Annotated in this window: 17 protein-coding genes; 9 read left to right on the top strand and 8 right to left on the bottom strand. The window is 43.9% G+C overall.

Going from position 1 to position 26490, the window contains the following annotated elements:
* Positions 1–114 precede the first annotated feature (114 nt).
* Entirely contained in the window at positions 115–2751 is a 2637-nt protein-coding gene (locus K6V21_RS24475) for a BACON domain-containing protein (RefSeq protein WP_224320193.1), read from the top strand.
* Positions 2752–2844: 93 nt separating this feature from the next.
* Here the strand turns inward: K6V21_RS24475 and K6V21_RS24470 are convergent, their stop codons facing one another.
* The 5 genes from K6V21_RS24470 to K6V21_RS24450 are packed head-to-tail and all read right to left on the bottom strand — an operon-like array spanning position 2845 to position 10058.
* Positions 2845–3615, bottom strand: coding sequence for a LytR/AlgR family response regulator transcription factor (locus K6V21_RS24470; RefSeq protein ID WP_224320192.1), 771 nt, complete (start codon positions 3613–3615; stop codon positions 2845–2847).
* Positions 3608–4633, bottom strand: coding sequence for a sensor histidine kinase (locus K6V21_RS24465; RefSeq protein WP_224320191.1), 1026 nt, complete (start codon positions 4631–4633; stop codon positions 3608–3610). The genes K6V21_RS24470 and K6V21_RS24465 overlap by 8 nt, the downstream gene beginning before the upstream one ends.
* Positions 4634–4660: 27 nt before the next feature.
* On the bottom strand, positions 4661–5950 hold the full coding sequence (locus tag K6V21_RS24460) for a TolC family protein (RefSeq protein ID WP_224320190.1): 1290 nt from the start codon (positions 5948–5950) through the stop codon (positions 4661–4663).
* Positions 5951–5953: 3 nt separating this feature from the next.
* Complete coding sequence (locus tag K6V21_RS24455; protein ID WP_224320189.1) at positions 5954–8986, bottom strand: efflux RND transporter permease subunit; 3033 nt, start codon at positions 8984–8986, stop codon at positions 5954–5956.
* 13 nt (positions 8987–8999) lie between these two features.
* Positions 9000–10058, bottom strand: coding sequence for an efflux RND transporter periplasmic adaptor subunit (locus tag K6V21_RS24450; RefSeq protein ID WP_224320188.1), 1059 nt, complete (start codon positions 10056–10058; stop codon positions 9000–9002).
* A 170-nt stretch (positions 10059–10228) separates the two neighbouring features.
* Here K6V21_RS24450 and K6V21_RS24445 point away from each other — a divergent pair, with 170 nt between their 5' ends.
* Positions 10229–11398 carry a mechanosensitive ion channel family protein gene (locus K6V21_RS24445; protein WP_224320187.1) on the top strand — a complete coding sequence of 390 codons (1170 nt, stop codon included), beginning with the start codon at positions 10229–10231 and terminating at the stop codon, positions 11396–11398.
* Here K6V21_RS24445 and K6V21_RS24440 read toward each other — a convergent pair.
* The 3 genes from K6V21_RS24440 to K6V21_RS24430 form a co-directional block, all read right to left on the bottom strand.
* Positions 11395–12456 carry an endonuclease/exonuclease/phosphatase family protein gene (locus tag K6V21_RS24440; protein ID WP_224320186.1) on the bottom strand — a complete coding sequence of 354 codons (1062 nt, stop codon included), beginning with the start codon at positions 12454–12456 and terminating at the stop codon, positions 11395–11397. The genes K6V21_RS24445 and K6V21_RS24440 overlap by 4 nt on opposite strands.
* Before the next feature lie 12 nt (positions 12457–12468).
* Complete coding sequence (locus K6V21_RS24435; RefSeq protein WP_224320185.1) at positions 12469–13899, bottom strand: hypothetical protein; 1431 nt, start codon at positions 13897–13899, stop codon at positions 12469–12471.
* A 260-nt stretch (positions 13900–14159) separates the two neighbouring features.
* On the bottom strand, positions 14160–15620 hold the full coding sequence (locus K6V21_RS24430) for an aminoacyl-histidine dipeptidase (RefSeq protein WP_224320184.1): 1461 nt from the start codon (positions 15618–15620) through the stop codon (positions 14160–14162).
* 227 nt (positions 15621–15847) lie between these two features.
* On the opposite strand from K6V21_RS24430, the gene K6V21_RS24425 reads away from it, so the two are divergent.
* The 7 genes from K6V21_RS24425 (at position 15848) to K6V21_RS24395 (ending at position 26485) form a co-directional block, all read left to right on the top strand.
* Entirely contained in the window at positions 15848–16081 is a 234-nt protein-coding gene (locus K6V21_RS24425; protein WP_007214686.1) for a hypothetical protein, read from the top strand.
* A gap of 29 nt (positions 16082–16110) precedes the next feature.
* Positions 16111–16722, top strand: coding sequence for an OmpH family outer membrane protein (locus tag K6V21_RS24420; RefSeq protein WP_217714678.1), 612 nt, complete (start codon positions 16111–16113; stop codon positions 16720–16722).
* Positions 16723–16932: 210 nt separating this feature from the next.
* Positions 16933–18330, top strand: a complete 1398-nt coding sequence (locus K6V21_RS24415) for a polysaccharide lyase 6 family protein (RefSeq protein ID WP_217714679.1) — start codon at positions 16933–16935, stop codon at positions 18328–18330.
* Positions 18331–18333: 3 nt separating this feature from the next.
* A complete protein-coding gene (locus K6V21_RS24410; RefSeq protein ID WP_224320183.1) occupies positions 18334–21174 on the top strand; it encodes an endopygalactorunase in 2841 nt (946 codons plus the stop codon).
* A gap of 44 nt (positions 21175–21218) precedes the next feature.
* Complete coding sequence (locus K6V21_RS24405; RefSeq protein ID WP_224320182.1) at positions 21219–22793, top strand: DUF362 domain-containing protein; 1575 nt, start codon at positions 21219–21221, stop codon at positions 22791–22793.
* A gap of 117 nt (positions 22794–22910) precedes the next feature.
* Positions 22911–25091 carry a DUF362 domain-containing protein gene (locus K6V21_RS24400; protein WP_224320181.1) on the top strand — a complete coding sequence of 727 codons (2181 nt, stop codon included), beginning with the start codon at positions 22911–22913 and terminating at the stop codon, positions 25089–25091.
* A gap of 20 nt (positions 25092–25111) precedes the next feature.
* A complete protein-coding gene (locus K6V21_RS24395; RefSeq protein ID WP_224320180.1) occupies positions 25112–26485 on the top strand; it encodes a glycoside hydrolase family 28 protein in 1374 nt (457 codons plus the stop codon).
* Positions 26486–26490: the final 5 nt, after the last annotated feature.

Raw genomic sequence — 26490 nt, 5'->3', positions numbered from 1 at the left:
TTTATATCTTTGTCCTCCGTATTGGAGGGAATCAGGTGAGGAGGAAAAATGAAGAATAAAACCTTGAAATCTTGATTATTAATGAAACAATCATATATGAAAGTAAAATTGTTTATGAAAAACACATGGCATCTAATTGCGTGCCTGATGTTATTAGTTGCTTGTAGTGATGATAAAGTAGAAGATGAAACTACAATTACCTTGCCACCTGAAACGGAAACCCTGTTTGAGAAAGGTGTGAATTTTACAACAGCTGCGGGTACTCAGTCTTTGGAGTTTACGGCTACAGAAAACTGGAACATAACCACTGCAACTACTCGGAATGGTGAAAAGTGGTATCAGGTTTACCCCACCAGTGGAGGTCCCGGGAAGGCGGATATTTCTATCAGTGTTGAGGATAATGATAGTTATGATGAACGTAGCGTTGCTATTACCATTAATGCCGGTAAGACCAAGAAAACATTGATGGTTGCGCAAAAGCAGAAAAATGCTTTGCTAATATCAAGTGAGCGTAGGGAGGTGAAGCAGGAAGGCGGAACAATTAATGTGGAAGTGGAAGCCAATGTGGAGTATAAAGCTGTTATTGCAGATGATTGTCAGAGTTGGATAAAGCCTGCAGCTTCTACTATTACTCGCGGATTGAAGGCCTCTACTATCAGCTTCAAGATAGAGATGAATGGGGAAAGAGAGAAGCGTGAAGGAGAAATATATATCACTGATGGTACTTTGACCGAAACCGTAAAAGTTTATCAGTATGGAGGTGATGTGATATTGTTGAATGAGAATGAATATCCTGTCGGCGACAGGGGAGAGACGATTAAGGTAGAGTTACGTAGTAATTGTGAGTATGGCATAACCATGCCGGATGTGAGTTGGATTAAAGAAGCTACAATGAGTCGGGGAATGTCCAGTCACACCATTTATTATACAATCAGTCCCAATGAGGCGAATGAGAGCCGCCGCGCCAAAATTATTTTCTATAACAAAGATAATACTTCGATTGCTGATACACTGACTGTGATACAAGCGCAGAAAGATGCAGTAGTGATTGATAATAAGAATATCGAATTGAAAACCCCTAATGATACGATTATAGGTATAGATGTAAATGCCAATGTCGATGTAGAAATACATCCTGCGGATACCTGCCAGTGGATTACGGAAAGTGCGGCGGCTCGCGGCTTGCAACTTCGCAAAATCTATCTGAAAGCAGCCAGGAATGACGGATTCGCTCCTCGTCGGGGAAGGGTCTTGATAAAGAGCAAAAATGGTCAGGAATGTGATACTTTGAAAATCTGGCAAGCAGGAAAACCTACATCCGTGAAATTAGAACAGACAAGGCTGGATGTACCGATGGCGGGTGGAACCTATCGTATTAAAGTAGATGCCAATGTACCTGTGAAGATGACGGAGTGGAGTCTTTTGTGGCCGGAAGGCAAGGAGAATGACCCTATTTATGATGTTTCTGTAGATACTTACTTCAAGGAGCCTTTGTTTATGTATGAAAACAAACCTCGGATTCCTTATCAGGCAACCTTATCTGACGATGGCCAGTATCTGGAAATAAAGGTAGAACCGGCAGTTAGTGCGGAAGCAAGTTCTGCTACAATCACCATTTATGGAGAGCATGAGAACAAAGAAGCGAAACTGATAATCAAGCAAGAAACTGATCCGACAAAGGTAGTACGTTTGTGTCTGACTCAATACGGCGAACAAACATTTGCAGGGCTTTATAAGAATTCTTATTTGGTTTTGCAACAAATGTATACGCAAGAGGAACTCTATTCCCGGCAGTCAGAAAAGGAACAAGGTTATGAATGGCATTTCGATTTTATAAATCATACATTGAACTCAAATAATAGAGAGGTAGAAAATGCATGGAGCTCCTTTTATAGTGCTGTAAATATGATTCTATTCATGAATCAGCAAATACCACGTTCGAGCAAGGAAGAGTTGACTTCTTCGGATAGTATAACTATAACGAAATTGCTGGATATGCAGCGTTTTATATTATTTTATGAGAAAGTTAATTTATGGGGAAAAGCTGTATATTTTCCTGAGTATCCATCAGGAATAATAACAAGTATGCCTGCAATATCACAGGCTGAAGTATTAAAGCTTTTTGTAGAACCATTGCTGTTCTTACGTGAACGCTTGCCGGGAGAGATAAATGGACAGTCGGTGATGAATGATTTTTTCTTCCCTTCCCGTGACTTTCCTTCTTTATTATTGGCCCGTATTTATATGGAACAGGGGAAAATAACTGAGGCTAAATCTATGCTGACTGGAATTGTAGACAGTGGCAGATATCAATTGGGAGATTTAATCTATCAATTACCCGCTTCCGATACGAATCGGAATGTCCAGTTTGAACAGGTATCGGATATTTGCTTTAGCTATACAGAAGTACTGCTTAGTTTGGCTGAATGTGAGTCTCGTTTAGGAAATTCTGCGCAGGCTGAGAATTATTTGAATCAGGTGATGACAGCTAATATAGGATCTCCGGCTTATCCCTCAAATGTATCGCTGTCTTCTTCAGTTTTTACCACTCGTACTTCTGATGAGTTCATTCATCGTTTGGCGAATGTATGGCAATCGGAATTAAGAGGGACAGGTACTTATTTTGCTTTCCTGAAGCGTAATAATATTGCAGTGGATATTTTGAATATACCTGTTTGGAGACAGGTGTTTCCTGTTCCCATGCGCGAGTTGCATGTGAATCCAAGTATGTCGCAAAACGAAGGATATTAGAATTATAATATATTATTTCGCGCCACTTTATCCGGTTATAAAACAGATGAAGTGGCGCGAAAGATAATAGGTTACTTGTTACTACTTTGGATATTAAAAGTTCAGCCACATCTTGAAAGAGGATACTTTTTCTTCGCTGACGGTTATCTTATCCTTATGAACTGGTTTTACGTGAAGTATTATTCTCCCGTTAAAATAAGGTGCGGCATGCACAATGGCATCAATGCAGACTATTACCTGGCGATTGGCGCGGAAAAAACGTCTGGGATCCAGTTGCTCTTCAAGTCGGGTGAGAGACAGGTCTATGATATGCTCCTGTCCGCTTTTTGTGACGGCAAAGGTGATTTTATTTTCTGAATAGAAATAGGCAATGTCACTGACTTGCAAAGCCCAGAATTTATCCACTCCGGCAATAAGAAAGCGGGTGCGATAGTTTTTTTCCTGTTTTTGCAGACTCTGAATTAAATCCCCTATGTAATTATCTTGTTTATAATCTTTCCCTTTCAGAGTTTCGTACTTTACGATAGCATCCAGCAAACGTTTCTCATCTACCGGTTTCAGTATATAGTCTACGCTGTTCACGGTGAAGGCACGAATGGCATATTGATCATAGGCTGTTGTGAAAATAATCAATGAAGAAGGTTGTGCGGCAGATAGGAAGTCGAATGAATTACCGTCCGATAACTGAATGTCCAGAAACAGAATATCCGGATGAGAATGTGTCCTGAACCAAACAATGGCTTCTTCCACACTTCCGGGTAGTACGGTAACCTCCCAGTCGGGACGCAGACGTGTGATGATGGAAGATAGGAGGCGGGCAGCGGGTACTTCGTCTTCTATAATGGCAGCAGTTAGTTTACTCATAGATTAAGGGAACTTTTACAGTGAATATATGATTCTCATTATTGATAATAATATCGGTACCTATCATTAGCTTGCAACGGTTTGATAGATTCTGTAGTCCTACACCTGAAGTGGTATCGCTCTTTTTGGCATGTATCGGATTACTGACAACCAGAAAGTGACCGGCAATTTGTATCGTGATCTCCATCGGTTTATTGCTGTTAATGGAGTTGTGTTTAATGACATTCTCCACTAATAGTTGCAGGGTTAGCGGGGGAAGCTGGTAATCCATAGCTTCGGTTGGTATCGTGATGTTGCAGGTGATGCAGTTGCCTAACCTGACTTCGTGCAGGAAAAGGTAGGATTGAATGAACTCTAATTCTTCACTTAATGTAATCAGGGTTCTATCCTGCGATTGAAGTACATAGCGATATACATCAGAGAGATTCCGGGTGAAGCGTATGGCATTTGACGGATTATATTCTATCTCAGCTATCAGCGTATTCAGACTATTGAAAAGAAAGTGAGGGTTCAGCTGATTTTGAAGGGCAGTATATCGGGCTGCATTATTCTCTTTCTGTAGTAGTGTTGCTTTTTGTTGCAGCCGGAGGGCATTTTTAATGGAACGGTTGGCAAGCAATAATCCCAGAATTACAAGTTCCACTAACCACACTACTAATAGAATACGTACTCCTCCTATCTGGAAAGTAAATGGGTTTTCCGCTCTGCCCATCAGTTTGGCAGCCACTAACAGACCGTAGTTCAGCAACAGAAACAATAGCATAACACCTATATATACCGCTAAAAACTTCCACTTCCAACGCAAATTGTTGGAGTATAAACGGTTCATCCACGAACTGATGCGGAGAGTACAATATCCCAATATGTTGAAAGTGGCAACGACAAAAACAAATGCACCGGGAGTGTGGATGATATCCGTAACCTGCGGAGTAAGGTTGGTATAATTAGCCAGCAACAGGAATGAGAAAACTCCCAATCCTGAAAAGAGTAGGCTGTATAAAAGAGTGTTCCACTTCATAAGGGCAAAGTTACGAATTTCCACTTATCATTTATATTGGTTCGATGCTTTTATTAATGCCGAGTACTGTCCTTGTGCGGAAGCTTTGGCCTGTACATGATTTATTTCAGCATTTTGCCGGTAAGTCTGCGCCTCTATTACCTCTACAATGGATATTTCACCTTCATTGTAGCGTTCCATGGCCTGACGTTCATTCTCGTGGGCTTTTTCCAGCGATTGCCGGCTTAGTTGTACCTGGTCCAATGCTTGTGACAAAGAGAGGCGGGCCGTTTGTATTTCCAGGTTGACTTTATCCTGAATCAGATTCAGATTGTCTTTCGCCATACCGATCTTTTGGTTGGAAGCCCGCTTCTCATTGCGTCGTTTTCCCCATTCGAACAGAGGGACACTGACTTTGGCATATATAGCATAGTTAGGGTCCGGATCGGCACGCAGGTCGTAGCCCGGAGAAGAATAACTTCCGTCTACTCCTACGTATAGTTGAGGCTTATATTTTGAGTCATTCAACTTTAATGAACTTTCTGCCATCTTAATCTGGTCATGCGCTATCTTAATTTCAGGGCGTGGGATAGCGAGTGCCAGTCGTGAACTGTCCGGAATATCCACTTGTGGAATGATTGTATCTATAGGGGTAGGTTCTTCCAGAGGTAATCCGATCAGGGAATTGAAGGCCATAAGTCCGGTATCGAAGTTCTTTTGTGCCTGGAGTAACTGAAATTCGGCATCGTTTAATTTCACCTCGGCCATTAGCAAATCCTGGGGATTGACGAGTGAGACCTCCACCCGTTCACGGATTGTTTGAGCCAGCGCAGCTATAGAATTCCGGTAATCTGCAACGATGTCCACTATTTCCTGGCGGGCAACGGTATTCCAGTATTGAATATCCGTTTGAAAACAGACTTCGGATAAAAGTTGTTCTTTCTGGTGTGAAGCAAGAGCGTGCTGATGTTGTGCCATGCGGATACTTTCAAGTAAGCGCCCGCCTGTATATATAGGTTGTAATAAGGTAAGGGAAGCACCGTATTTGGTATCACGTCCTTGTATCTGTAACGGGTTATCCATACCGGGGAGGTTCAGATTAATCTCTAGGGGATTTCCGGTATACTGAAAGTTGGCATCACCGGAGAGTTTGGGTTTCAAGTCTGCACGGGCGGATTTCTCCAGTTCAATGCTGGCAGCCAGATTTTTCTCCGCCGCTTTCAGGTCGTGGCTATATTCAAGAGCCATCGACCTGTACTTCTCCAGCATCGCACTTTGCTGGCCAAAAGCGAACGGATCACACAACGATAGAATAAAAAGGATATATATTTTCTTCATAATCTATTTCTCTTTTACTTTATAAAACAATGAATAGAGTGCCGGAGTGACGAACAGAGTCAGTAACGTTGCGAACGTCAATCCGAAGATAATAGTGGCCGCCATACCACCGAAGGCCACGTCGAACAATAGAGGAACCATACCCAGAATAGTGGTGGTGGCAGCCATCAGTACAGGCCGGGTACGCGACACGGTAGATTCGATAATGGCAGTATAGACCGGTACTTCCGCCCGGCGTTGCACCTGTATCTCATCCAGCAGTACAATCACATTTTTAATAATCATTCCCAGTAATCCCAGCCAACCGGCAATAGGAAAGAAACCGAATTCGAAACCGGTCATCAGCATGCCTACGGCAACACCGATGAGAGATAGCGGCAGTACACACAGGATGATTAACGGATCGCGGAAGTTACCGAACAGGGCTACAAGTATGACTACTAGTGCCAGAAATGCCAACGGGAAGAATTTTGCTATGGCTTGCATGGCTTCGCGCTGATCCTTATATTGGGCATCCCAGAAGAAGGTGTATCCTTCGGGAAGTTGAATGGATTCTATTTCCCGGCGGATTTCACCATGTACTTCTGCCATAGTGTGTCCGGCTTTTACCCCACACATGGCGGCCATGGACAGTTGTCGGTTATAAGTACGCATCTGTGGCCATTCCCAGCCTACCCCAATATCTTCGGTGACTTGTGATAATGGAGCGGAATTCTGTCCGTTCCATACAGAAAAGTTTCCCAGTCCCTGTGCATCTGTGATATCAGTACCTGCGGATTTTAGTTGTACGGGAACCTTTTTCTCATTATCACGATAGACTCCCACGGTAAGTCCGTCATTGATGGATTTGACCGACTCCATCATTGCAGACTTTGTGATTCCCAGTGCACCGGCTTTTACCGGATCATAAACCGGGCGGATAATAGGTGTCATGTTACCCCATTCGTTGCGGGCATCCGCTACTTTCGGGTTGCGGCGCATAACCTCGATGGCCATGCCTGCCAGTGAATCGAGTACGGCAGGATCGGGACCCAGGAAACGTGCTTCGATAACAGCTTCCGTTAGCGGGCTCAGTTCGAATTTGTTCACTTTGATGAGTGGACCCGGGAAAAGTGTACGGATAGAGTCTTGTAGTCTGGTGCGCAACGCTTTGGTTTCTTTGGAGGAACGCGCTTTTACCAATAACTGTGCATAGTTGGGTTGCGGGCCGAAAGATACATTAGACAGATAATATCTGGGTGGTGTACGTCCTACATAAGTTGAAATCATTTCTGTTTCTTCCTGGTTGCGGATATAGTCAGCCATTTCTGAGGCCATGCGGTCTGTTTCAGCGATATCGGTTCCTTCGGGCAGCCATACATCCAACGTGAAGTAGGGTTTCTCCAGAGCAGGTACAAAAACTTTCGGGATGAACTTGAAACTCCAGGCGGAAACAACAAGCAATACAACCATCAACCCCACTGTGGCATAACGATGGCGAATTACGAAACGTAATGCGCTTCGGAAGCGGTCGTAAGCCTTGCCGGAAAATAGGGTTCCGCGCAATTCCGAAGGGCGCGGGCGGCGTACGAATTCTTGAATGAAGAACGGGGTTTGTGTCAGTGCAAATACCCAGCTGAACATGAGCGATACACCGATGACAATAACCAGGGAGGACAGTAATTCTCCTGTGATATGTGGTGAATAATAGATAGGCAGGAAGGTCAGTATCGCTATGACCGTGGCAGCCAATAAGGGGAGGGCGGTTCCGGAACATGCTTTCATGATGGATACCCGTTTCCGCATCCCCCGTTGCATATTTACCAGTGCAGAGTCGGATACTACAATGGCATTATCTACCAGCATTCCCATGGCAATGATAATGGCAGCCAATGACATGCGCTGCAAAGCAATTCCTCCCGCCAGCATCACAATCAGTGTGGCAAATATGGAGAATACCAATCCGCTACCTACCAGTAAGCCATTTTTGAAACCGATGAAGAAAAGCAGGATAGCCACTACGGTAATTACGGAAACTATCAGGTTGATGATAAAGCCTTGGTTGGCAATGGCGGACTCATGGCCCTGGTCGTAGATAGGGGCGAGAACGAAACCTTCCGGCATATCGGTTTTCAGTTCTTCGATGCGTGCTTCGATAGCTTCAGCCATATCTACCACATTACCGGTGGGCACGGTAGAAATGGCAATACCTACAGCCGGCTTTCCGTCTATGCGCATCAGGTTACTGGCAGGCGTTTGGTAACTTTCGTTGATGTCGGCAATATCTCCCAGTCGGAAGTGTTCTCCACTACGTGAAACGATGGTGAGTTTTCGTATCTCGTCCAGAGAATAGAAGTTACCGGTGGATTCGATTCGGATACGTCCTGTACCTGCTGTGATTCCACCCGCATCCACTACCTTGTTTTGGGCATTGAACGCATTGGCTATATCCGCTGTCGTAATGCCGCTGCGGGACATAACTGCGGGGCTGACCACTACCTCGATTGTAGGTGTTTGCGTTCCATAGATCTCGATACGGGCGACATCCTTTATCTTTAACAATTCATTTTTGATAAGTTTTGCCTGATCTTCCAGTTCCCGGTAGCTGCGCCCTTCACTCGTTAGTCCGTAGAAGACGCCCAGCACATCACCGAAGTCATCATTCACAACCGAAGGTCCGGCTCCTGCGGGCAGCTTGCTCTGTGCATCGCCTACCTTACGGCGTAGTTTATCCCACAGTTGCTGCATCTCGTCAGCCCGTGTCTCTTTCTTTACATATACGGTGATTTTGGAGAGTCCGGCACGGTTCTCGGTTTTCAGGTAGTAAAGTTCGCCCAATGACTGGATGGCTTCTTCCAATACATCTGTCACCTGGCTTTGTACTTCCGAGGGAGATGCACCGGGGTAAGAAGTCAACACCAACGCTTGTTTAATGGTGAAAGGGGCATCCTCCAGCTTTCCCATCTTGACGTACGAGAATAACCCGCCGGCAAGTACCAGTACCAGCAGCAGAATAGTGACAGAGCGGCGTTGCAGAAAATATTTGATTAGTTTCATGATGCTTACTGTTTCATTGGATTTTTACTTTCATTCCGTCTGATAAGAAACGCAGGCTGCTTGTGGCCACTATTTCACCGGGTTGCAGTCCGGCAGTGATGCCTGCATTGCCGTGCGGCAGCAGTTTGCTGACACTAACTTTACGTTGGCTGACTATCCCGCTTTCAGGATGTACCGTCCATACATAACTTCCCATTGTGGGGCGATTGCACAAGGCTGTTTGCGGAATAGAAATCAAATGTCCGCCGGTGGCAGTACTATCCGATAATTCCGAAGCACCTTCTTCGAAACGTATCTTTCCGGACATACCTGCCAGTAACCGGGCTTCCTTATTGGGTAACAATGCCGTTACCAGATAAGAGAGATTGTTTTGTGTGGTTCCTTTGGATACTTCTGCAATCTGTGCTTCCAGCTCCGTGTCAGGCTGTACATCCAGCGTTAATTGCACATTCTGCCTTGGTTGAACACGATAGGCTATATCTTGCGTTACATAAGCTTCTATTTTCAGTTGGTCTATATCGATAAATGTCAATACGGGCTGGCTGGCCTTGACATCCTGGAATTTCTCTACGTAGACTTCGCCTACATATCCGTTGAAGGGGGCTATAAGGCGGGTATCTTCCAGTTCATTGGCGGCTGTGTCGAAAGCAGCTTTGGCAGAAGTATATTCCGCACGTGCCTTCTCGTAAGTACTGGCGGAAAGATTGTTTTTCTGATAAAGCGCACTGATACGTTCATACTCTGCCTTTGCCTGGCGATAGACGGCCTCAGCACGTTCACGCCGGATGCGGTAGTCCCGTGGATCGATTTCTGCAATAATATCTCCGCGACGGTAATAGTTTCCGGCATAGACATCCAGCCGGTCGATAGGTCCGCTGACGCGGAAGGACAGCTCTGTGGTGCGGAACGGTTGGGTGATAATGGGGAATTCTTTGACTGTTTCGTTGCTGTAGGTACTCGCTGTAGCAGTTTTTACAATGATAGTTTCTTCTTGTGAAGACGAATTACCACCACAGGCCCCCAGCATTAGTCCGAGGCTAAGAATACTGATAAGTTTTACGTTTCGGTTCATACTTTTTTTGTTTAATCCGGGAACGAAAGTAATCTGTTCCAGACAGATATGCCGGGACTATTTTGCTGAAGCCGGAAAAGTAAGAGATGAAGCTGGAAAGAAGTTTCATTAAACAACAGCTCCCCTTTATTTGTTATTATTCCCATAAGCAATTAAGATCGGAGGAATATATGACGACATTAGGAGGGTGGATGAATAAAATCCTTATAGGCTGGGGAGTAGATCCTAAAATAGCGAATACATTTGATGAAACTATCATCGCCATATTAATCATTGCCGTAGCTATAGGGCTGGACTATCTGTTTCAAGCAATATTCGTAGGGGGAATGAAGCATTATACCAATCGTTCCCCCCATCGCTGGAATACTTTGCTGATGAAGCGGAAAGTGGTTCCCCATCTGATACATACCTTACCGGGAATTCTGATTTACTTCCTGTTGCCTCATACCTTTGTACACGGAGTAGAACTGTTGGAGTTGTCGCAGAAAGTCTGTGCCGTGTATATAGTGGCTGCTTTAGCCTTTGCGCTGAATGGGCTGTTGCTCGTCTTTCTGGATTTTCATAATCAGAAAGGCACCAGTAAGAACCATCCGATGAAAGGCTTTGTCCAGGTATTGCAGGTATTGTTATTCTTTGTGGCGGCTATCATTGCCATTTCTATTCTTATAGATAAATCTCCCGCAACCCTCTTTGCCGGGCTGGGTGCTTCGGCGGCAGTATTAATGTTGGTATTCAAAGATAGTATTCTGGGCTTTGTGGCTGGAGTGCAACTCTCTGCCAATGAAATGTTACGTATCGGCGACTGGATTGCCTTACCCAATGGCTCTGCCAACGGTATTGTGAAAGAGATAACCCTCAACACCGTAAAGATACAGAACTGGGATAACACGATTTCTACCATTCCGCCTTATACCTTGGTGAACGGCTCTTTCCAGAACTGGCGCGGTATGCAGGAGAGTGGCGGCCGGCGTGTGGATAAGAATATCTATCTGGACATGACGACCCTGAAGTTTTGCACTCCCGAAATGTTGGATACCATCCGTAAGGAAGTTCCTTTGATGGCAGACTATCAGCCGGCAGAAGGCGAGGTACCTACCAATGCACAACTCTACCGTATTTACATCGAACGTTATCTTTGCAGCCTTCCTGTCGTGAACCAGGATTTGGACTTGATTATCAGCCAGAAGGAAATGACCACTTATGGAGTCCCCATTCAGGTTTACTTCTTTTCCCGAAATAAGGTATGGAAAGAATACGAACGTATTCAGTCCGATATATTCGATCATTTGCTGGTGATGGTACAGAAGTTTGATTTGAAACTGTATCAGTATTCGGATTAATAAATGAGCCGGAAATCCGTCCATACAGGGAGGTGATCGCTGTAACCACCTTGATACTTCATCCCGTAGTAAGTGCGGAATGGCTGTACACCGCCATACTTTTTATCTTCCGTCAATAGGAACGAAGAATGAAATACATCAGCCTTATCCTCGCCGGTGCAGAAATCCGCATCCGGTTGAAGAAGAGTGCCGGACACGATGATATGATCCAGTAATCCCCATTCACCCTGATATTTGTAACTGCCGAAGTGCTTTCGAATTGCGCTCTTGCGGGCAAGTAAGTGATAGAGCTTTTGCGGTTGCAGGCTGTCACCGTTCTGGGCTGGTGCTTCTGCTGAGAGTATTTTGTTGACGGATGCATTATCGGGATAATCATTGAAGTCTCCCATGATAAGAATTTGCGGATGATGCCGATGGGAATAGATACTGTCTACCGCGGCTTTCAGCTGTCCGGCAGCAAATAGACGGTAGGGTTCACTCTCCTTTGCACCTCCTGAACGGGATGGAAGATGTACAACAAAGATGTCCAGGGTATCGCTGTTCAGCAACATTCCGCAGACGTGCAGTATATCCCGTGTAGGGCGGAATTTCTTTTTGCCGGATCTGTGAGGTATGGGAATACCCTGATGGGAAATCAATTTGAACTGATCTCTCTGATAGAGCAGTGCCACATCAATTCCGCGCTGGTCGGGTGAGTTGGTCATTACATAGCGGTATCCGGCTTCCTTAAGAACCGAACGCTGGGTCAGATCGCGCAATACGCTGTCGTTTTCTACTTCGCAAAGGGCTACGAGTGCAGGCGGAGTCCAACCACCTACGGCTGTGATCGTGCGGGCTATGGCATCCAGTTTCTTCTTATATTTCGTATAATTCCAGTGGCGCATCGCGTCGGGTAGAAACTCGTAATCATTCTTTAGCGTATCGTGGCGGCAATCGAATAAGTTTTCAACGTTATAGCTGACGACGCGAAAAGAGAGAGTATCTCTCTTCGTTTGTCCGTAGAGGAAGAAAAAAGGAGCGAACAGAAATGAAAAGGTGATATATTGTTTAATGTTCATTGAAAGCCGTTTTTAGTGTGATGGCAGGATCATAGATTCATAACATCCTGCATCCGGTGCTGTATCTTGTAGTCGGGAGTTCCCATTTCTGTCTGTCGGATAAGCGATAGCATCTTCTTGCTTTCCTAAATTGGTGGCTTTAGACTTTTCATTGAGGTTAAAGCTGTATTCCTGTGTACGGCTATCCATCAGCAAGAAGTTATCGTCTTTCTCCCAAATCACATTGACTATCTTGTCATTCTCTTCTTTCACCGAGTTGATGAGGCAGTGTGAGAAGTAATAATTGAAAGCTATACCCTCATTCTTGGAGCGTCCTCCGTTGACTTCATCCGTGCCCGAACCTGCAATGATACAGTTGCGGAATATGGCTGATGAAAGCGGATAGGCCATGTCATCCTGTTCATTCCGGATTTGCAATGCTGTTCCTTTCCGTACGTTCCAACTGAAATAATTAGCCAGCGTACAGTGAGTGAATGTATAATCTCCTCCTAACAAACTGACGCAATTCTCTCCCGCATTACTGATTTCGCTGTTTCCTACCACCACCTGGCATGATGTCAACTCCAGTCCATTGCCTGATACCTGCCGTATGATAGAAGACTCCAATGTCAGTTTCCTGCGGTCTGTCATCGAAGAGTCACAGCGAATACCGAAACTTCCTCCATGAATGTCTGCATAAACAAGATGATTCTCGTAACTGGTCTTGTAGAATCGTATGCCGCCCCATTGTCCCGGTAATCGGTCGTAAGGAAGATAAGGGAACATACGGTCGGTGCGATCTCCACGGAAAACGACCGGGGCGGATAGGCTGCCTGTCACAGATAAGCGTCCGTGCACCTGCATTCCAGCCTTTCCGTGGAAATACAGGCGGGTACCTGCCGCCAGCGTTAAGTGCGCATCCGGAGCCACGCTGATACTGTCATAAATCAATATCGGCCGTCGGGAGGCTATCAATGTATCTTTCTCGATTACTTTCCCCCGGAAAGTAAAAGCATCCTGTGCATACGCCCGTAGCTTAACTTCTTGCCGGATGCCATTCAGTTGAAAGAGAATAGAGTCTTTTATCAACCTGATGTCGGCATTGTCCTGCTGAGGCAGAGTCGCTTCTACAAAAATGTAGAGGCTGTCTTCTCCTGCAATTTCTATGTCGGAGAATTGATCTCCCCTAATGCCATCCACATTGATACGGAAACCGGATTTGCCGGCATCGGCAAGAATAATGGAAGATATCAGCAATGCCTTCTTATGTGGATTGTAAACTTTCAGTTGGCGGGTGGAAGTGGGAATGCCGGTGAGTACGGTGTCCATACGCAGCGTGTCCTGTGAGAACCAAAGTGTATGCTTCGGGTCGGACGAATAATCATCCATGTCGTCGCACGCGACAAAGGACAACAGGAAAAGTACCGGGAATATATATATAAGGTATAGTGCTTTCGATTTCATACCGTACGTTCTGTAGGTTTTACTAAATAACGGTATTTCTTTCGCTTTATTATATCTTTCGCTTTTATCTTACTACCTTGATGAGACGATGGTATATTGAAAGGAGTTACATCTCTATAGGCTATTATGCAAAAGATGCCATCTTTTGCAGCGAAAGGTGGCATCTTATGTTACGAAAGATGGCATCTTTTACATCAAAAGATGCCATCTTTTACATACTCCCCTTTAACCATCCGTATAAGAGGAATAAGGGATGTGGGTTATCTCTTTACGGGAACATTAGCCAGGATATCCAGCAGGTGTTTCCAGAACTTATCTACTGTAGGAATCAGCATCCGTTCATCGGGAGAGTGCACACCCTGCAAAGTAGGACCAAAGGAAATCATATCCAGCGCCGGATACTTATCGAGGAACAGACCGCATTCCAGTCCGGCATGGATAGCTTTCACCTTGGCATCTACACCGAATAAACGTTTGTATGACTCGACGGCGATTTCCAGTATTTCAGAGTGTGGATTAGGTTTCCAGCCCGGATAGCCTTCACCGAAAGTAACTTTGGCGCCTCCCATATCGAATACGGTACGTACCATATTGGCTATATCTTGCTTAGACGAAGCGGTAGAACTGCGTTGGCTGGTTTCGATGCGGATAACGTTGCCCGGCTTCATCTTGACGGATGCAAGGTTTGTAGACGTTTCTACCAGTCCGGGAATGTCCTGGCTCATAGCGTACACTCCGTGAGGACAAGCGTAGAGGCTTTGCAGCAGACGCTTCGTAGTATCTTTGTCGATGGCTTTCGCACGGGTGTTTTCCGATTCTAAGATGAGTTGCAACCCCGGATCGACTACGGCATACTCAGCTTGTACTTCCGCTGCAAAAATATTCAGATCGGCACGCAGGTCATGCTTGTAATCTTCCGGTATAGCAATAACCGCGTGTGCTTCGCGTGCAATGGCATTGCGCAGATTACCACCGTCTATTTCACACAAGTACATATCATACTTCTGGAAAGTCTGACTCAGGAAACGGTTCAATATCTTATTGGCATTACCGAGTCCCAGATGGATATCTCCACCGGAGTGTCCGCCTTTCAATCCTTTTACCTGCACCTTGCAGCAGAAATATCCGGCAGGTACGTCTACCTCTTTATATGTAAACTCTGCAACGGAGTCGATACCTCCTGCACAGCCGATGAAGAGTTCTCCTTCATCTTCCGAGTCGAGGTTCAACAGAATATCACCGTTCATGAAACCTTCTTTCAGGGCAAAGGCACCTGTCAGTCCGGTTTCTTCGTCCACCGTAAACAGACATTCCAGAGGTCCGTGCTGAATGCTGTCGTCTGCGAGGATAGCCAGTTCTGTAGCTACACCGATACCGTTGTCGGCTCCCAGCGTTGTACCTTTGGCTTTCAGCCATTCCCCTTCAATTACGGTTTCTATCGGGTCGGTGAGGAAGTCGTGCTGCACATCGTTGTTCTTTTCGCACACCATGTCGATGTGAGATTGCAGTACTACGGTCTTACGGTTCTCCATACCCGGTGTAGCGGGCTTTTTGATGAGGACGTTTCCGGCTTCGTCAACCAGTGTTTCCAACTTATGTTTCTCACTGAATGCTTTCAGATAAGCAATCATTTTCTCTTCCTTCTTCGAAGGACGCGGCACTTGGCAGATTTCATCGAAATAATGAAAAACGCCTGCCGGTTTCAGTTCATTCTTTTCCATATTAATTCCTTTATGAATGTTCGTATTTAACCTCTTATTGCTAAATATGGTTAAATCAATTGGCTATTTTATTACCGTTTCTCTTTTTTTATGGTAAAAAAAGTGGGTTAGTCCATACAAAGCCCTATATTTGCACCCACAAAAATAGAGCAAATTGAGTGCAAAAGAAAATCTTATTTTCATTTTGCTGAAATGCAGTCTATTTTCGTATTACAAAAATAGTAGAAATGCTCGATACAGTATTGATAAGTTTGTTAATAGTTGCTATTTGCATTGCATTATTAGGTGTAAAAGTCTTTTTTGTGAAAGGCGGAAAGTTCCCGAACGGGCACGTCAGCGGTAATAAAGCAATGCGGGAGAGAGGTATTGGGTGTGCCCAGTCGCAGGACCGGGAAGCACAGAAGAAACCCCGTTTCTCCATTGATGAATTGGAAAAAGCCTTAAATGATAGTATGAATTAATAATTTAAAAACTATATTTTTTACAAGTTATGAAGAGATTGAACTACCTCGTAAACGGTTTGGCTGCCCTTGCACTTATCGTTTTATTTTCTCAGTGTACAGGTAAAGCTGATAATCAAACGGCAACTACGTCAGGACAAGCTTCAGGTGAACTTTCTGGAATGAAGATTGCTTATGTTGAAATAGATACGCTTCTGTCACAATATAATTTCTGCATCGACCTGAATGAAGGTATGGTAAAGAAGAGTGAAAATGTTCGTTTGACGATAAATCAGAAAGCTCGGGAATTAGAAAAACAGAAACAGGATTTCCAGACCAAAGTACAGAATAATGCATATCTTTCTCAGGAAAGAGCACAGCAGGAATACAACCGTATTGCTAAACTGGAACAAGACTTGCAGGCTTTAGGCAATAAATTGCAGTCAGAGTTGATGAGCGAAAACGAAAAGAACAGCTTGCAATTGCGTGATTCTATCAATGCTTTCCTGAAAGAGTATAATAAGACAAAGGGATACAGCATGATCATCAGCAATACCGGTTTTGATAACCTGTTGTATGCTGACAGCATCTATAATATTACAAAAGAAATCGTAGATGGATTGAATGCAAGATATTCTTCTCCGGCACCGGCTAAGAAATAAATAATTTCTATTTTTAGAAAAGGGTCGTCCCCTTACGTTGTAATCACAATGTAAGGGGACGATTTTTTTATATCTGCACTTCAGGTTTATAAAAACGTACCATTCTTTTGAATTATCTTCTCAAACTACTTCAGGAGTGAAGGAGGCTATTTCCGTTCATGTTTTAATCACTTATATTTGCTCTGTGATTTTAAACTCTAATAGAAAAACATGATGAAAAAACTTTGTGTTCTTTTGCTTTTAACAGTGTCACTCTTTGCCAATGCCAAAGAGTATACATTTTCACCGAAAGATGTTCCGGCGATGAAACAGTTGCTGGGTAGTGGAAATTTGCAGCCGGGGGATGCCGTTGTACTGAAAGACGGAACGTATCATAATCTGGAAGAAATACATTTTACGGGTAAAGGGGTTTTCGGTAAGCCGATTGTCTGGCGGGCTGAGAATCCCGGAAGGGCTGTTGTTTCGGGGAAGTTAAGGCTGAAGATATATGGAGAGTATCTGCAACTGGAGGATTTACTCTTTTATAAGGCGTGGGCCATAGGGCATGATATGATTGATTTTCAGAGGGAGAAAGGAGAATATGCATCTTATTGCCGGATGACTCGTTGTGTGATTGATGAGTGTAATGACCCCCAAAAAGGCGAACGCCCGAATGAAGGGGATGAATACTGGGTTGGATTACGAGGAACAAATAACCGGATAGACCACTGCTATTTTGCTAATAAACGGGTAGGAGGACTGGTTTTACAGGTATGGCTAAGTGCTGATAACCACTTGAACAATCATCTGATAGATCATAATTTTTTCGGCGAACGTCAGCCTTATGGTGGTAATGGAGCAGAAATTATTCGTATCGGACACTCTTGGTCTTCTCAGTTGGAATCTCGGACAATTGTTGAGGACAATGTCTTTTTCAGGTGTAGCGGGGAAAATGAGATTATTTCTGTGAAGTCCTGTCATAATGTGTTGCGCAGAAACTTGTTTTATGAATCCGCCGGAGGACTGGTTTGTCGCCATGGACATTACAATGTGATAGAGGCAAATACATTTATAGGGCATAATCTGCGTGGAACTGCCGGTATTCGTATCATTAATCAGGGACATACGGTTTACGATAATTATATTAAAGATGTAAGGTCATTTGGACTGTTGGTGCGCGTGGGAGTCTACGAACGCCCTACGGCGGAAACGGATGTGAAGCAAGAACCGTTAACTTCATACCATCGGGTAGAGAATGTGGATATCGCTTATAATACTTTTCTGAATAGTTCTTTGGAGTTAGGATCAGGTCGCGGAGAAAAGATGCCCCGTAATGTTCGTTTTGCCCATAATTTGTTCGCAGGACAAACTCCTGAATTGAAGATAGTGAGAGCGGACGAAGTACTTCCCGGTTTTTTATTGCTGGATAATCAGTGGGCATTTTCTGATAAGAATGCCCTTTCAGCTGTTTCTTATGAACAGGTGAGAGAAGGATTTAAACCGATTGACATGCCTTCCGGTTTGGAACAAAAGGAAAAAGAACGGATAGATGCCTGTATCTTTACTGCCGGTCCGACATGGTATAAGGCAGTGAATGAGAATGTAAACTATATCAATACGAACCGCTAATTTATGAGAAATACACTATTGGGTATGAAGTTTATACTATTAAAAACTTTTCTTGTTCTTTTGCTGCTGGGAGTGGCAGGAACAAATATACAGGCAGGTGAATTGTATCCCTGGCAACTAACGCGTGACTCTTTATTATTGTTTGAAGGTACTACCAATCGTTATACTGTAGACACTCCCGAGAATGCAGGGTTAAGTTCCATTTTGCCCTCAGTTGAAGCTTTGAAGGAGCAATTGTTTCATTCCGGTTCTGGTATTTATCGTCTTTTTACTTCTACCGGACAGGAGAAAACGGAAGGTTTCCCCGCTAATGGCGATTATTTGCAATCATCTTCTAAAAAGCGTTTGCCTGTGGGGATACGTAAAGGGGCATTGCCGCCTCTGATTAAGTTGGATCGTACTGCATTTACTATAAAGACTGCGGGAAATCTGACACTTGATTTCTATGCAGGGCAACGTAGTCCGATGACTACTGTTACTATCCGTGTACCGGAAGGTATTGACATAACGTTGGATAATACAACGGTAAATGTAATAGGCCGTGGAGAAGTAATTCTCCGTGATTTGCCTAAGCAGTCTATCGGAAGAACCGGAACCAACTATTCTTATAAAAAAGTTGGAGATGTGGAAATACGTAAAGATGGGAAGAATGGCACTCTGTTGATATTTAAAGATTTGGATTTCCGTCCCTCTAACGGACCTGATATCCGTCTTTGTTTCCGTGGAGTGGCAATACCGGAAAAGGGGAACTATACATTCGAGGCTGATTATATAACCTCTCAACCTGAAGTCTTGCATAGTCCGATTGCCATTGCAACTTTTGAAGGTGTGACGACCGTTGCCGATTTTACCCGTACTCCCTTACGGGCATTTACGTATAAAAAAGATTGGGATTTATCATTCACTTCTTTCTACTGGACAACTCCTCGTAATGCGGAATCCGTGACTTTGTTATTATCTGAGGATAGGGGAAAGACTTGGAAACCTGTAAGAACGGAGATATTACCGGATGATGATTTTGCTGCCGTCGGCCGGTTGAATCCTAATCAACTGTATGCTTTTAAATTACTTGTGAAAGGAGGAGATAATCAGGGCGAATCAAATATAGCTTGGTTCTATTCCGGTTTGCAGGATATCAAGACTACGGGAGTAAAAGGAGATGGAATAGCAGACGATACGGAAACTATAAACAAAGCTATTATAGAGATGAATAAGTTGGGTGGGGGTATTCTGCGATTCACGGCAGGTACCTATAATGTGAGGACGGTTCATCTGTTGAGCGATGTTTGGCTGCATCTGGATGCAGATGCCACAATTCAGGGACTTCCGGGTGGTGATGTGCCGGAAACGACCTGGTTTAGTGACCGGGCTTACCGTTCGGGACTTTCTCCTACCGATCCTCGCCCTTATGCCGATCCGGAAAACTATCTGACGAAGCAGGATGTGGGACATACATTTTTCCGTAATGCAATGTTCTTTGGAGAACGTATTGATAATGTGAAGATTGTGGGTACAGGACGTATCACGGGTAATGGTAATCTGGTTACTTCTGATAAAGTAATGAATAATGCTCCCGAGAAACGTTGCGACAAAATGTTCTCTTTGAAACTTTGTACCAATATTGAAATTGGAGGCTGGAATATAGGTAAAGATATGTGGTATGATCCACAAAAAGATGAGCCCTACTATATAGATACGGATAATCGGAAGAATTATGATGTCAGCAATATGCTGCATATAGATCAGGGAGGGCATTTTGTTTTGTTGGCTACAGGTACTGATGGTATTCATGTGCATGATACCTATTTTGCCAAACATAATACCCGGAATGCCCGTGATATTTACGACTTTATGGCATGTAATGATGTAACGGTGACGAACATTTATTCGCGTGTCAGTTCGGATGATATTGTGAAACCGGGTTCGGATTGTTCATTAGGTTTTACCCGTCCGGCACGTAACTATATGGTACGCAATATAGTTGGAGATACCAATTGTAACCTGTTCCAGATAGGTTCGGAAACAGCGGATGATATTCAGGATTTATACGTGGATAATATTTATGTACTGGGTGCCAATAAAGCAGGTTTCTCCATATCTACCAATGATGGCGGATATGTAAAAAATGTCTATCTGAATAGTGGAAAGACAGGACCGATACATTCCCGTTCGGTGATGCATCGTACGCGTGCTCCGTTCTTCATATCTATATCCAATAGAGGCCGTGTGTTGGGTGCCGATGTCGCTCCTTTTACTTTCACGGAAAATGGAAGTGTACGTAAGGAATTGTTGGTAACTAACTCTGATATCGGGCAGGTGGAGAATATTGTGATTTGTGGAGTAGACATTGATGAGGTTTATGGTGGAAGTTCTTTCCGGGGAGATCGCTGGAAAGCATACGATGGCTCTCAAAGTACGGCAACTCCCATCATCGCAGGTTTCAAACTGCCGGATACGGAAGTTGTAGAAGGAGGACTGACATTCCGTTTGCCGAATGGTCAGCATACGGGGTATATTAAAAATGTACAGTTCCATGATGTGAATTTACTTGTGAAAGGCGGACATCCGGTGGAAGATGCAGAAGCGTATCCGCCTGAAATCGGGGTGGGACGTTATAATGTAGGTGATTTGAAAATACAACCTTCTTTTGGTTTCTGGGCGCGTCATGTGAAGGGCTTCCTATTAGATAATTGCAGTATCAGTGCTGAGCAGAAAGATGGGCGTTATGCAGTAGTACTGGATGATGTGATTGGCGCTGAGATTAGGAATCTGAAAGTGAAAGAAGGCATTACGGATAAAGAAAACGTAAAATCGCTCCGTAGTGAAAAGGTTATTATCAAATAAGAACAGAGAAACATGAAAAAAATAATAGATAATGGTAAGAAAGTATGAAACGTATTTATTTATATTTTAAAGAGAGGATCGAGAAGGGGGAATTTACTTCCAGAGGGATACAGGTACTCTTCTTTTGGGGACTCGGTCTTTTTTCCACTATCTGGTTTTTGGTGCGGGTTATTCCGAAACCTTCCCGTGCCAGTTATCCATGTATGCAGACAGCGGCACCGCTGATGTCTGCATTTGTCATGTACTTACTCTCATTCACGGGAGTCTGGGTGAGTCTGCGTAAGTTGCGTGAAGCATTCCGTAACCGGAAGGTAGTGGTAGGAGTCTTTGCTTTTGCAGGTTTTTGTTTCTTCGGTACTTTGATGTTGGTAGAAAATAGCACTGACATGCTGGCACAAACTTTTCTTCCGGCTAGAGAACCGCGTATGGCATGGGGAAAGAATAATCCGGTAGGAGAGGCGAAAGGTATTTATCCGGGACGGGTGGTCTGGACTCATGCACCGGGTGCAGCTACATGGGAGAAAGGAGAGGGCTTTTGGTTTGAAGATCGCTGGAATAATCAGGCAGATGCCGACTGGCTTCTAAACCAGTCTCTCTTGTCCTTGACCGGAGAGAAGAAAGAAAAGGCAGCTTGGAAATCTCTTTTTATTTATTTCAATCAACAGCATGATAAAGGGAAGTATGGATATAGGAAAGGAGAAAGAATTGCTATCAAGATTAATCAGAATAATACTTTCTCACATGAAGATTGTGAACAGTTGAATGCTTCTCCGCATCTGACGCTTGCTTTGCTTCGTAGTTTGGTGAATGACGGTGGAGTGCCTCAGGAGCAAATCACAGTATTTGATGCCAGTCGTTTTATTACGAAAACTCTTTATGATAAATGTCATGCCGAATTTCCCGGTGTTGTATATTTAGATAATGAAGGAGGAAACGGGCGTACCCAATCTATTTATACGGCAGATGCAATTCCGTATTCAGCTGATAATGGCCGTTTGGCGCGAGGATTGGCAAACTGTGCACTTGAGGCTGATTACCTGATCAATATGGCATTGCTGAAAGGACATGGCGGACAGGGAGTAACACTCTGTGCGAAAAACTGGTATGGAGTAACGGACATCAACCGGGACTTCCGGAAAAATCAGCATAATAATTTTAATCAGGATCGTGGTGGAAAGCCGCGCTATATGACCTTTACCGATTATATCGCACATAAGGATTTGGGACAAAAGACAATGCTCTTTCTGATAGATGGTCTGTACGGTTCGGAAAAGGTGAACGGGGCGCCTTCCGGTAAATGGAAGATGTCACCGTTTAATGGAGACTGGCCTTGCTCACTGCTGGCTTCCCAGGATCCGGTAGCCATTGATGCGGTGGGTATTGATTTCCTGAGTGCAGAGTTTCCACGTATGGCCGATGTGGATTATTGCGATATGTATCTGGTGGAAGCGGCTCTGGCAGACCGTCCGTTATCCACTACTTTCTATGATCCGGAAAGAGATGGTACAGGAGTTGGCAGTCTCGGAGTTTTGGAACATTGGAATAATCCGGAAGAAAAGAAATATAGCCGTAATATGGGGAAAGATATTGGAATAGAGTTACTCTATTTACATAAATAGGACACTGTCTGCTTGGTTGAGACGATTTTTCAAGTATTTGATGGAATACTGATAATCGTCTCTTTTTTATCTGCCTATTTTTGTAACCATGAAAGATAATCCTTTATATCTAATGAAATGAATACAAAAATAAAAAGATGGTTCTTTAAGACTTGTCCGAAGAGTGGACGGATCGTTGGAATCAACAAGAAAAATGTTGTTTTGAAGATTTGCTTTCCTCTGTTCGGATTAGCAGCTCTGATTTGGTTTCTGATACGGGTAGTGCCCAAACCTTCCAGAATAGAATATCCTTGTCAGCAAATCGCTGCTCCTATCGCTTTCTCTTTCGTAGCTTTCATCAGTAGTACATTGGTTGGATTTGGTATGTGGAAACGTTTCAAATTCTTGTGGCATTCCCGTCGGTTCTATATGGGGCTGTCCGTATTGGCGGTCGGTATATTATTATCGGGTACATTATATATAATGTCAGTGGATAATTCTTTAATGGGGCAGGTCATTCGTAAGCAGATTGATAATGGTACTGATATGGGACGTTTTGTGCCTGTTGATGCTCCCAACACTCCGATGGGAGTAGCCAGAGGAATTCATCCGGGGCGGGTGGCATGGGCATATGATCCGAAGGCGGCTGCCTGGGATGGAAAAAGAGGGTTTTATTCGGACCCGGATAATAATAGTCAGACACGTGTTGATGATATGATGGAGGGAGTGATCATTGCACTGACCCGCCAGAATACGATTGATAAGGCATGGGATGAATTGTTCAGAACCTTTAATTATAAGAAAGGTAAAGGTGCGGTAAAGTATAAGAAAGGTGAGAAGATTGCTATCAAAATCAATTTGAATGACAATGGTGGAACTAATATCATTGATGCTACTCCACAGTCTGTATATTCTTTGCTGCATCAATTGGTGGATATAATGAAAATTCCCCAGAACTGTATTACGGTATATGATGCACAGCGTCGGGGCATTTCGGCTGTTTACGATTATGTACAACCGGTTTATCCAAATGTCAATTATCAGAACTGGGGAGGATTTGTTCCCGATGTAATTCGTTATTCCAGTGAGATAACCGATGCCGGTGCCAGAAGTTTGGCACGTGCGGCTTATGAAGCCGACTATATGATTAACATGGCATTAATGAAAAGACATTCCGAACCAACCGATAAATGGCGGGACAGTGCCGGACAGACAGCTATAACGGCTACCGGTAAGAATCAGTTCGGTTCGATAGGCAATGTACCGCCTTTGCATCTTTCTATTCGTGACTGGTCTTCTTTCCGTGGTATGGGTACTTATAACTGCATTGTCGATCTGATGGCTCACGAACGTATAGGTGGAAATACCTTGGTGTATCTGGTGGATGCTATGTACGTAAATCCCAAGCATAACGGGAAAGCGGTACGTTTCCAACTTCCCCCGTTCAATAATGGCTGGACTTCCAGTTTCCTGGCTTCCAATGATCAGGTTGCCATCGAATCAGTGGTACTTGATTTTATTTATTCGGAACTTCCTTTATGTGCCAATGCCGACAATTTTCTTCATGAGGCGGCGAATATAGGGAATCCTCCTTCGGGAATAGCTTATATTGGAAAAGAGCAAGGTAGCCTGGGCGTACATGAGCATTGGAATAATCCAACGCACCGGATGTACAGTCGTAATCTGGGCACAGGTAAAGGGATTGAATTATACAGAGTTCCGTTGCATGAAAAACGTCCGGCAATAGAATACTTCTACGCAGATAAAAATGCTTTGCATTATAAAACATCCCATGCAGAGGAAGTGCGATTGAATGGTAAACGTTTGGAAGATGCAGAAGGCGTCATTCCTTTATCTATCTCTAAAACGACTGATTTTAATCTGGAGACTTTGGCAAATGGAAAAGTAACATCTTCACAACGTGTAGTGGTACGTCGCTTGGAAAATATAGAGATATGTCAAGCTAAAGATATGGAAAGACAGGGATCTGCATCCTTGAATGAGGATGGTTCGGTAGAATTCAAAGGCGAGAAAGGAAGTTCAGAAGGAAGTGTGAGTTGGAAAGTCAACATTCCACATAAAGGTGAATATTATTTGGTAGTATCTTATGCGGGTGGCAATCCGGTTCCTTCTTACTTATATATTAATGGAGAGAAAAGAAGTGAGAATATCGGTTATTTGGCTACATTTGGTGGGAAACGCGGAGAGTTTGTATTCCCTGTAGCGTTGGCTAAAGGTACCAATGAATTGCGTTTGGAACATCCGGGACGGCGCAGTAACAGGATCTATACAGTGAATATTGCAAAGGAAATTAAATAGTTAACTTACATATACTAATCATGAAAACGAAAAAGAATTTATTACTGTTGTCACTATTGCTTGTACTGCCATTTACTTTGCAGGCTGAAACATTCAATGTAAAGAAGTACGGTGCACGGGGAAACGGCAAAAGGATGGATTCACCGGCCATCCAGAAAGCAATTGATGCTTGTCATAAAGCAGGTGGTGGAACGGTGCTTGTGCCTGCCGGAACCTATTTGTCGGCTACTATCGTGCTAAAAGATAATGTAACTTTGCATTTGGAGAAAGATGCCCTTATTCTGGGTACTACCGATTATAAAGCTTATGATAACCTTGATCCTTTTACCGAAGGTCTGGGTATCGATGTCGGTTGGGCATTACTGGTAGCGGTGGATGCTAAAAATGTGGCATTGGAGGGTGAAGGTGCTATCGATGGTCAAGGTTCGGCTTTGAAAGAACGGCATATAAAAGTAGATACCCGTCCGGAAGGACAGCGTTGGGGATTGCGTCCTTTCCTGCTTCGCTGGGTGCGTTGCGAAGGTGTACGCGTAGAAGGAGTTACTTTAAAATATGCAGGTGCCTGGACTTCCCATTATTTCCAATGCCGCAATGTGAATATCCATAATGTGACGATACGTAGCTTTGGAGTGGCTCACAACGATGGTATTAATATTGATGGTTGCCGGCATGTACGCATTAGTAATTGTGATATTGTCAGTGGCGACGATGCTCTTTGCTTTAAGACTACTGCCAGTAAAATGGGATGTGATGATATCATTGTTACGGACATGAAGTTGAAAAGTAATCAGGCAGGTATCAAGATGGGAACAGAATCCATGGCAGGATTTGAGAACATCAAGATCAGTAATTGTCATATTTACGACACCAAGAATGGAGGTATTAAGTTATTCTCTGTAGATGGAGCCCATTTGCGTAATGTGGAAATCTCTGATATCACAATGGACGAAGTACGTACACCGATGCTGTTTCGTTTGGGTGCCCGTCTTAGTGTTTTTCGCAAAAAAGAAGACCGTCAGCAACCGATTGGAGTCTTTGAAAATGTGACGATTCGCAACGTAAAGGCAGTGGCTGCCGATAAAGCTCAACTGACACCTCCTTCCGGTATTCTGATTACCGGCATTCCGGGACATTATATTACAAACCTGACTTTGGAAAATATTCATATTCGTTTATTGGGTACAGGAACTCCTGAAGATGCCTTGTCTCAGGTGCCTGAAGCTATAGACAAATATCCGGAAGTGAAAACTTTCGGTCCTAAGATTCCGGCATACGGGGTATGGGCACGCCATGTGAAAGGATTGAAACTGAAGAATGTTACGTTTGAGTTGAAGAATCCCGATGCTCGTCCGGAGATTATTTGTGAAGATGGAGATATGCAAATCTATAAATGATGAAT

The organism is Bacteroides cellulosilyticus, from assembly GCF_020091405.1.
Lineage (GTDB): Bacteria > Bacteroidota > Bacteroidia > Bacteroidales > Bacteroidaceae > Bacteroides.
This window is presented reverse-complemented; position numbering and strand designations above follow the sequence as displayed.

What these genes read in the sequence shown, in the direction of transcription:
- K6V21_RS24440 (WP_224320186.1), bottom strand. Translation starts at nt 12,456, where the DNA reads ATGAACATTAAACAATATATCACCTTTTCATTTCTGTTCGCTCCTTTT.
- K6V21_RS24465 (WP_224320191.1), bottom strand. Translation starts at nt 4,633, where the DNA reads ATGAAGTGGAACACTCTTTTATACAGCCTACTCTTTTCAGGATTGGGA.
- K6V21_RS24395 (WP_224320180.1), top strand. Translation starts at nt 25,112, where the DNA reads ATGAAAACGAAAAAGAATTTATTACTGTTGTCACTATTGCTTGTACTG.
- K6V21_RS24410 (WP_224320183.1), top strand. Translation starts at nt 18,334, where the DNA reads ATGAGAAATACACTATTGGGTATGAAGTTTATACTATTAAAAACTTTT.
- K6V21_RS24445 (WP_224320187.1), top strand. Translation starts at nt 10,229, where the DNA reads ATGACGACATTAGGAGGGTGGATGAATAAAATCCTTATAGGCTGGGGA.
- K6V21_RS24435 (WP_224320185.1), bottom strand. Translation starts at nt 13,899, where the DNA reads ATGAAATCGAAAGCACTATACCTTATATATATATTCCCGGTACTTTTC.
- K6V21_RS24425 (WP_007214686.1), top strand. Translation starts at nt 15,848, where the DNA reads ATGCTCGATACAGTATTGATAAGTTTGTTAATAGTTGCTATTTGCATT.
- K6V21_RS24460 (WP_224320190.1), bottom strand. Translation starts at nt 5,950, where the DNA reads ATGAAGAAAATATATATCCTTTTTATTCTATCGTTGTGTGATCCGTTC.
- K6V21_RS24470 (WP_224320192.1), bottom strand. Translation starts at nt 3,615, where the DNA reads ATGAGTAAACTAACTGCTGCCATTATAGAAGACGAAGTACCCGCTGCC.
- K6V21_RS24405 (WP_224320182.1), top strand. Translation starts at nt 21,219, where the DNA reads ATGAAACGTATTTATTTATATTTTAAAGAGAGGATCGAGAAGGGGGAA.
- K6V21_RS24475 (WP_224320193.1), top strand. Translation starts at nt 115, where the DNA reads ATGAAAAACACATGGCATCTAATTGCGTGCCTGATGTTATTAGTTGCT.
- K6V21_RS24415 (WP_217714679.1), top strand. Translation starts at nt 16,933, where the DNA reads ATGATGAAAAAACTTTGTGTTCTTTTGCTTTTAACAGTGTCACTCTTT.
- K6V21_RS24420 (WP_217714678.1), top strand. Translation starts at nt 16,111, where the DNA reads ATGAAGAGATTGAACTACCTCGTAAACGGTTTGGCTGCCCTTGCACTT.
- K6V21_RS24455 (WP_224320189.1), bottom strand. Translation starts at nt 8,986, where the DNA reads ATGAAACTAATCAAATATTTTCTGCAACGCCGCTCTGTCACTATTCTG.
- K6V21_RS24400 (WP_224320181.1), top strand. Translation starts at nt 22,911, where the DNA reads ATGAATACAAAAATAAAAAGATGGTTCTTTAAGACTTGTCCGAAGAGT.
- K6V21_RS24450 (WP_224320188.1), bottom strand. Translation starts at nt 10,058, where the DNA reads ATGAACCGAAACGTAAAACTTATCAGTATTCTTAGCCTCGGACTAATG.
- K6V21_RS24430 (WP_224320184.1), bottom strand. Translation starts at nt 15,620, where the DNA reads ATGGAAAAGAATGAACTGAAACCGGCAGGCGTTTTTCATTATTTCGAT.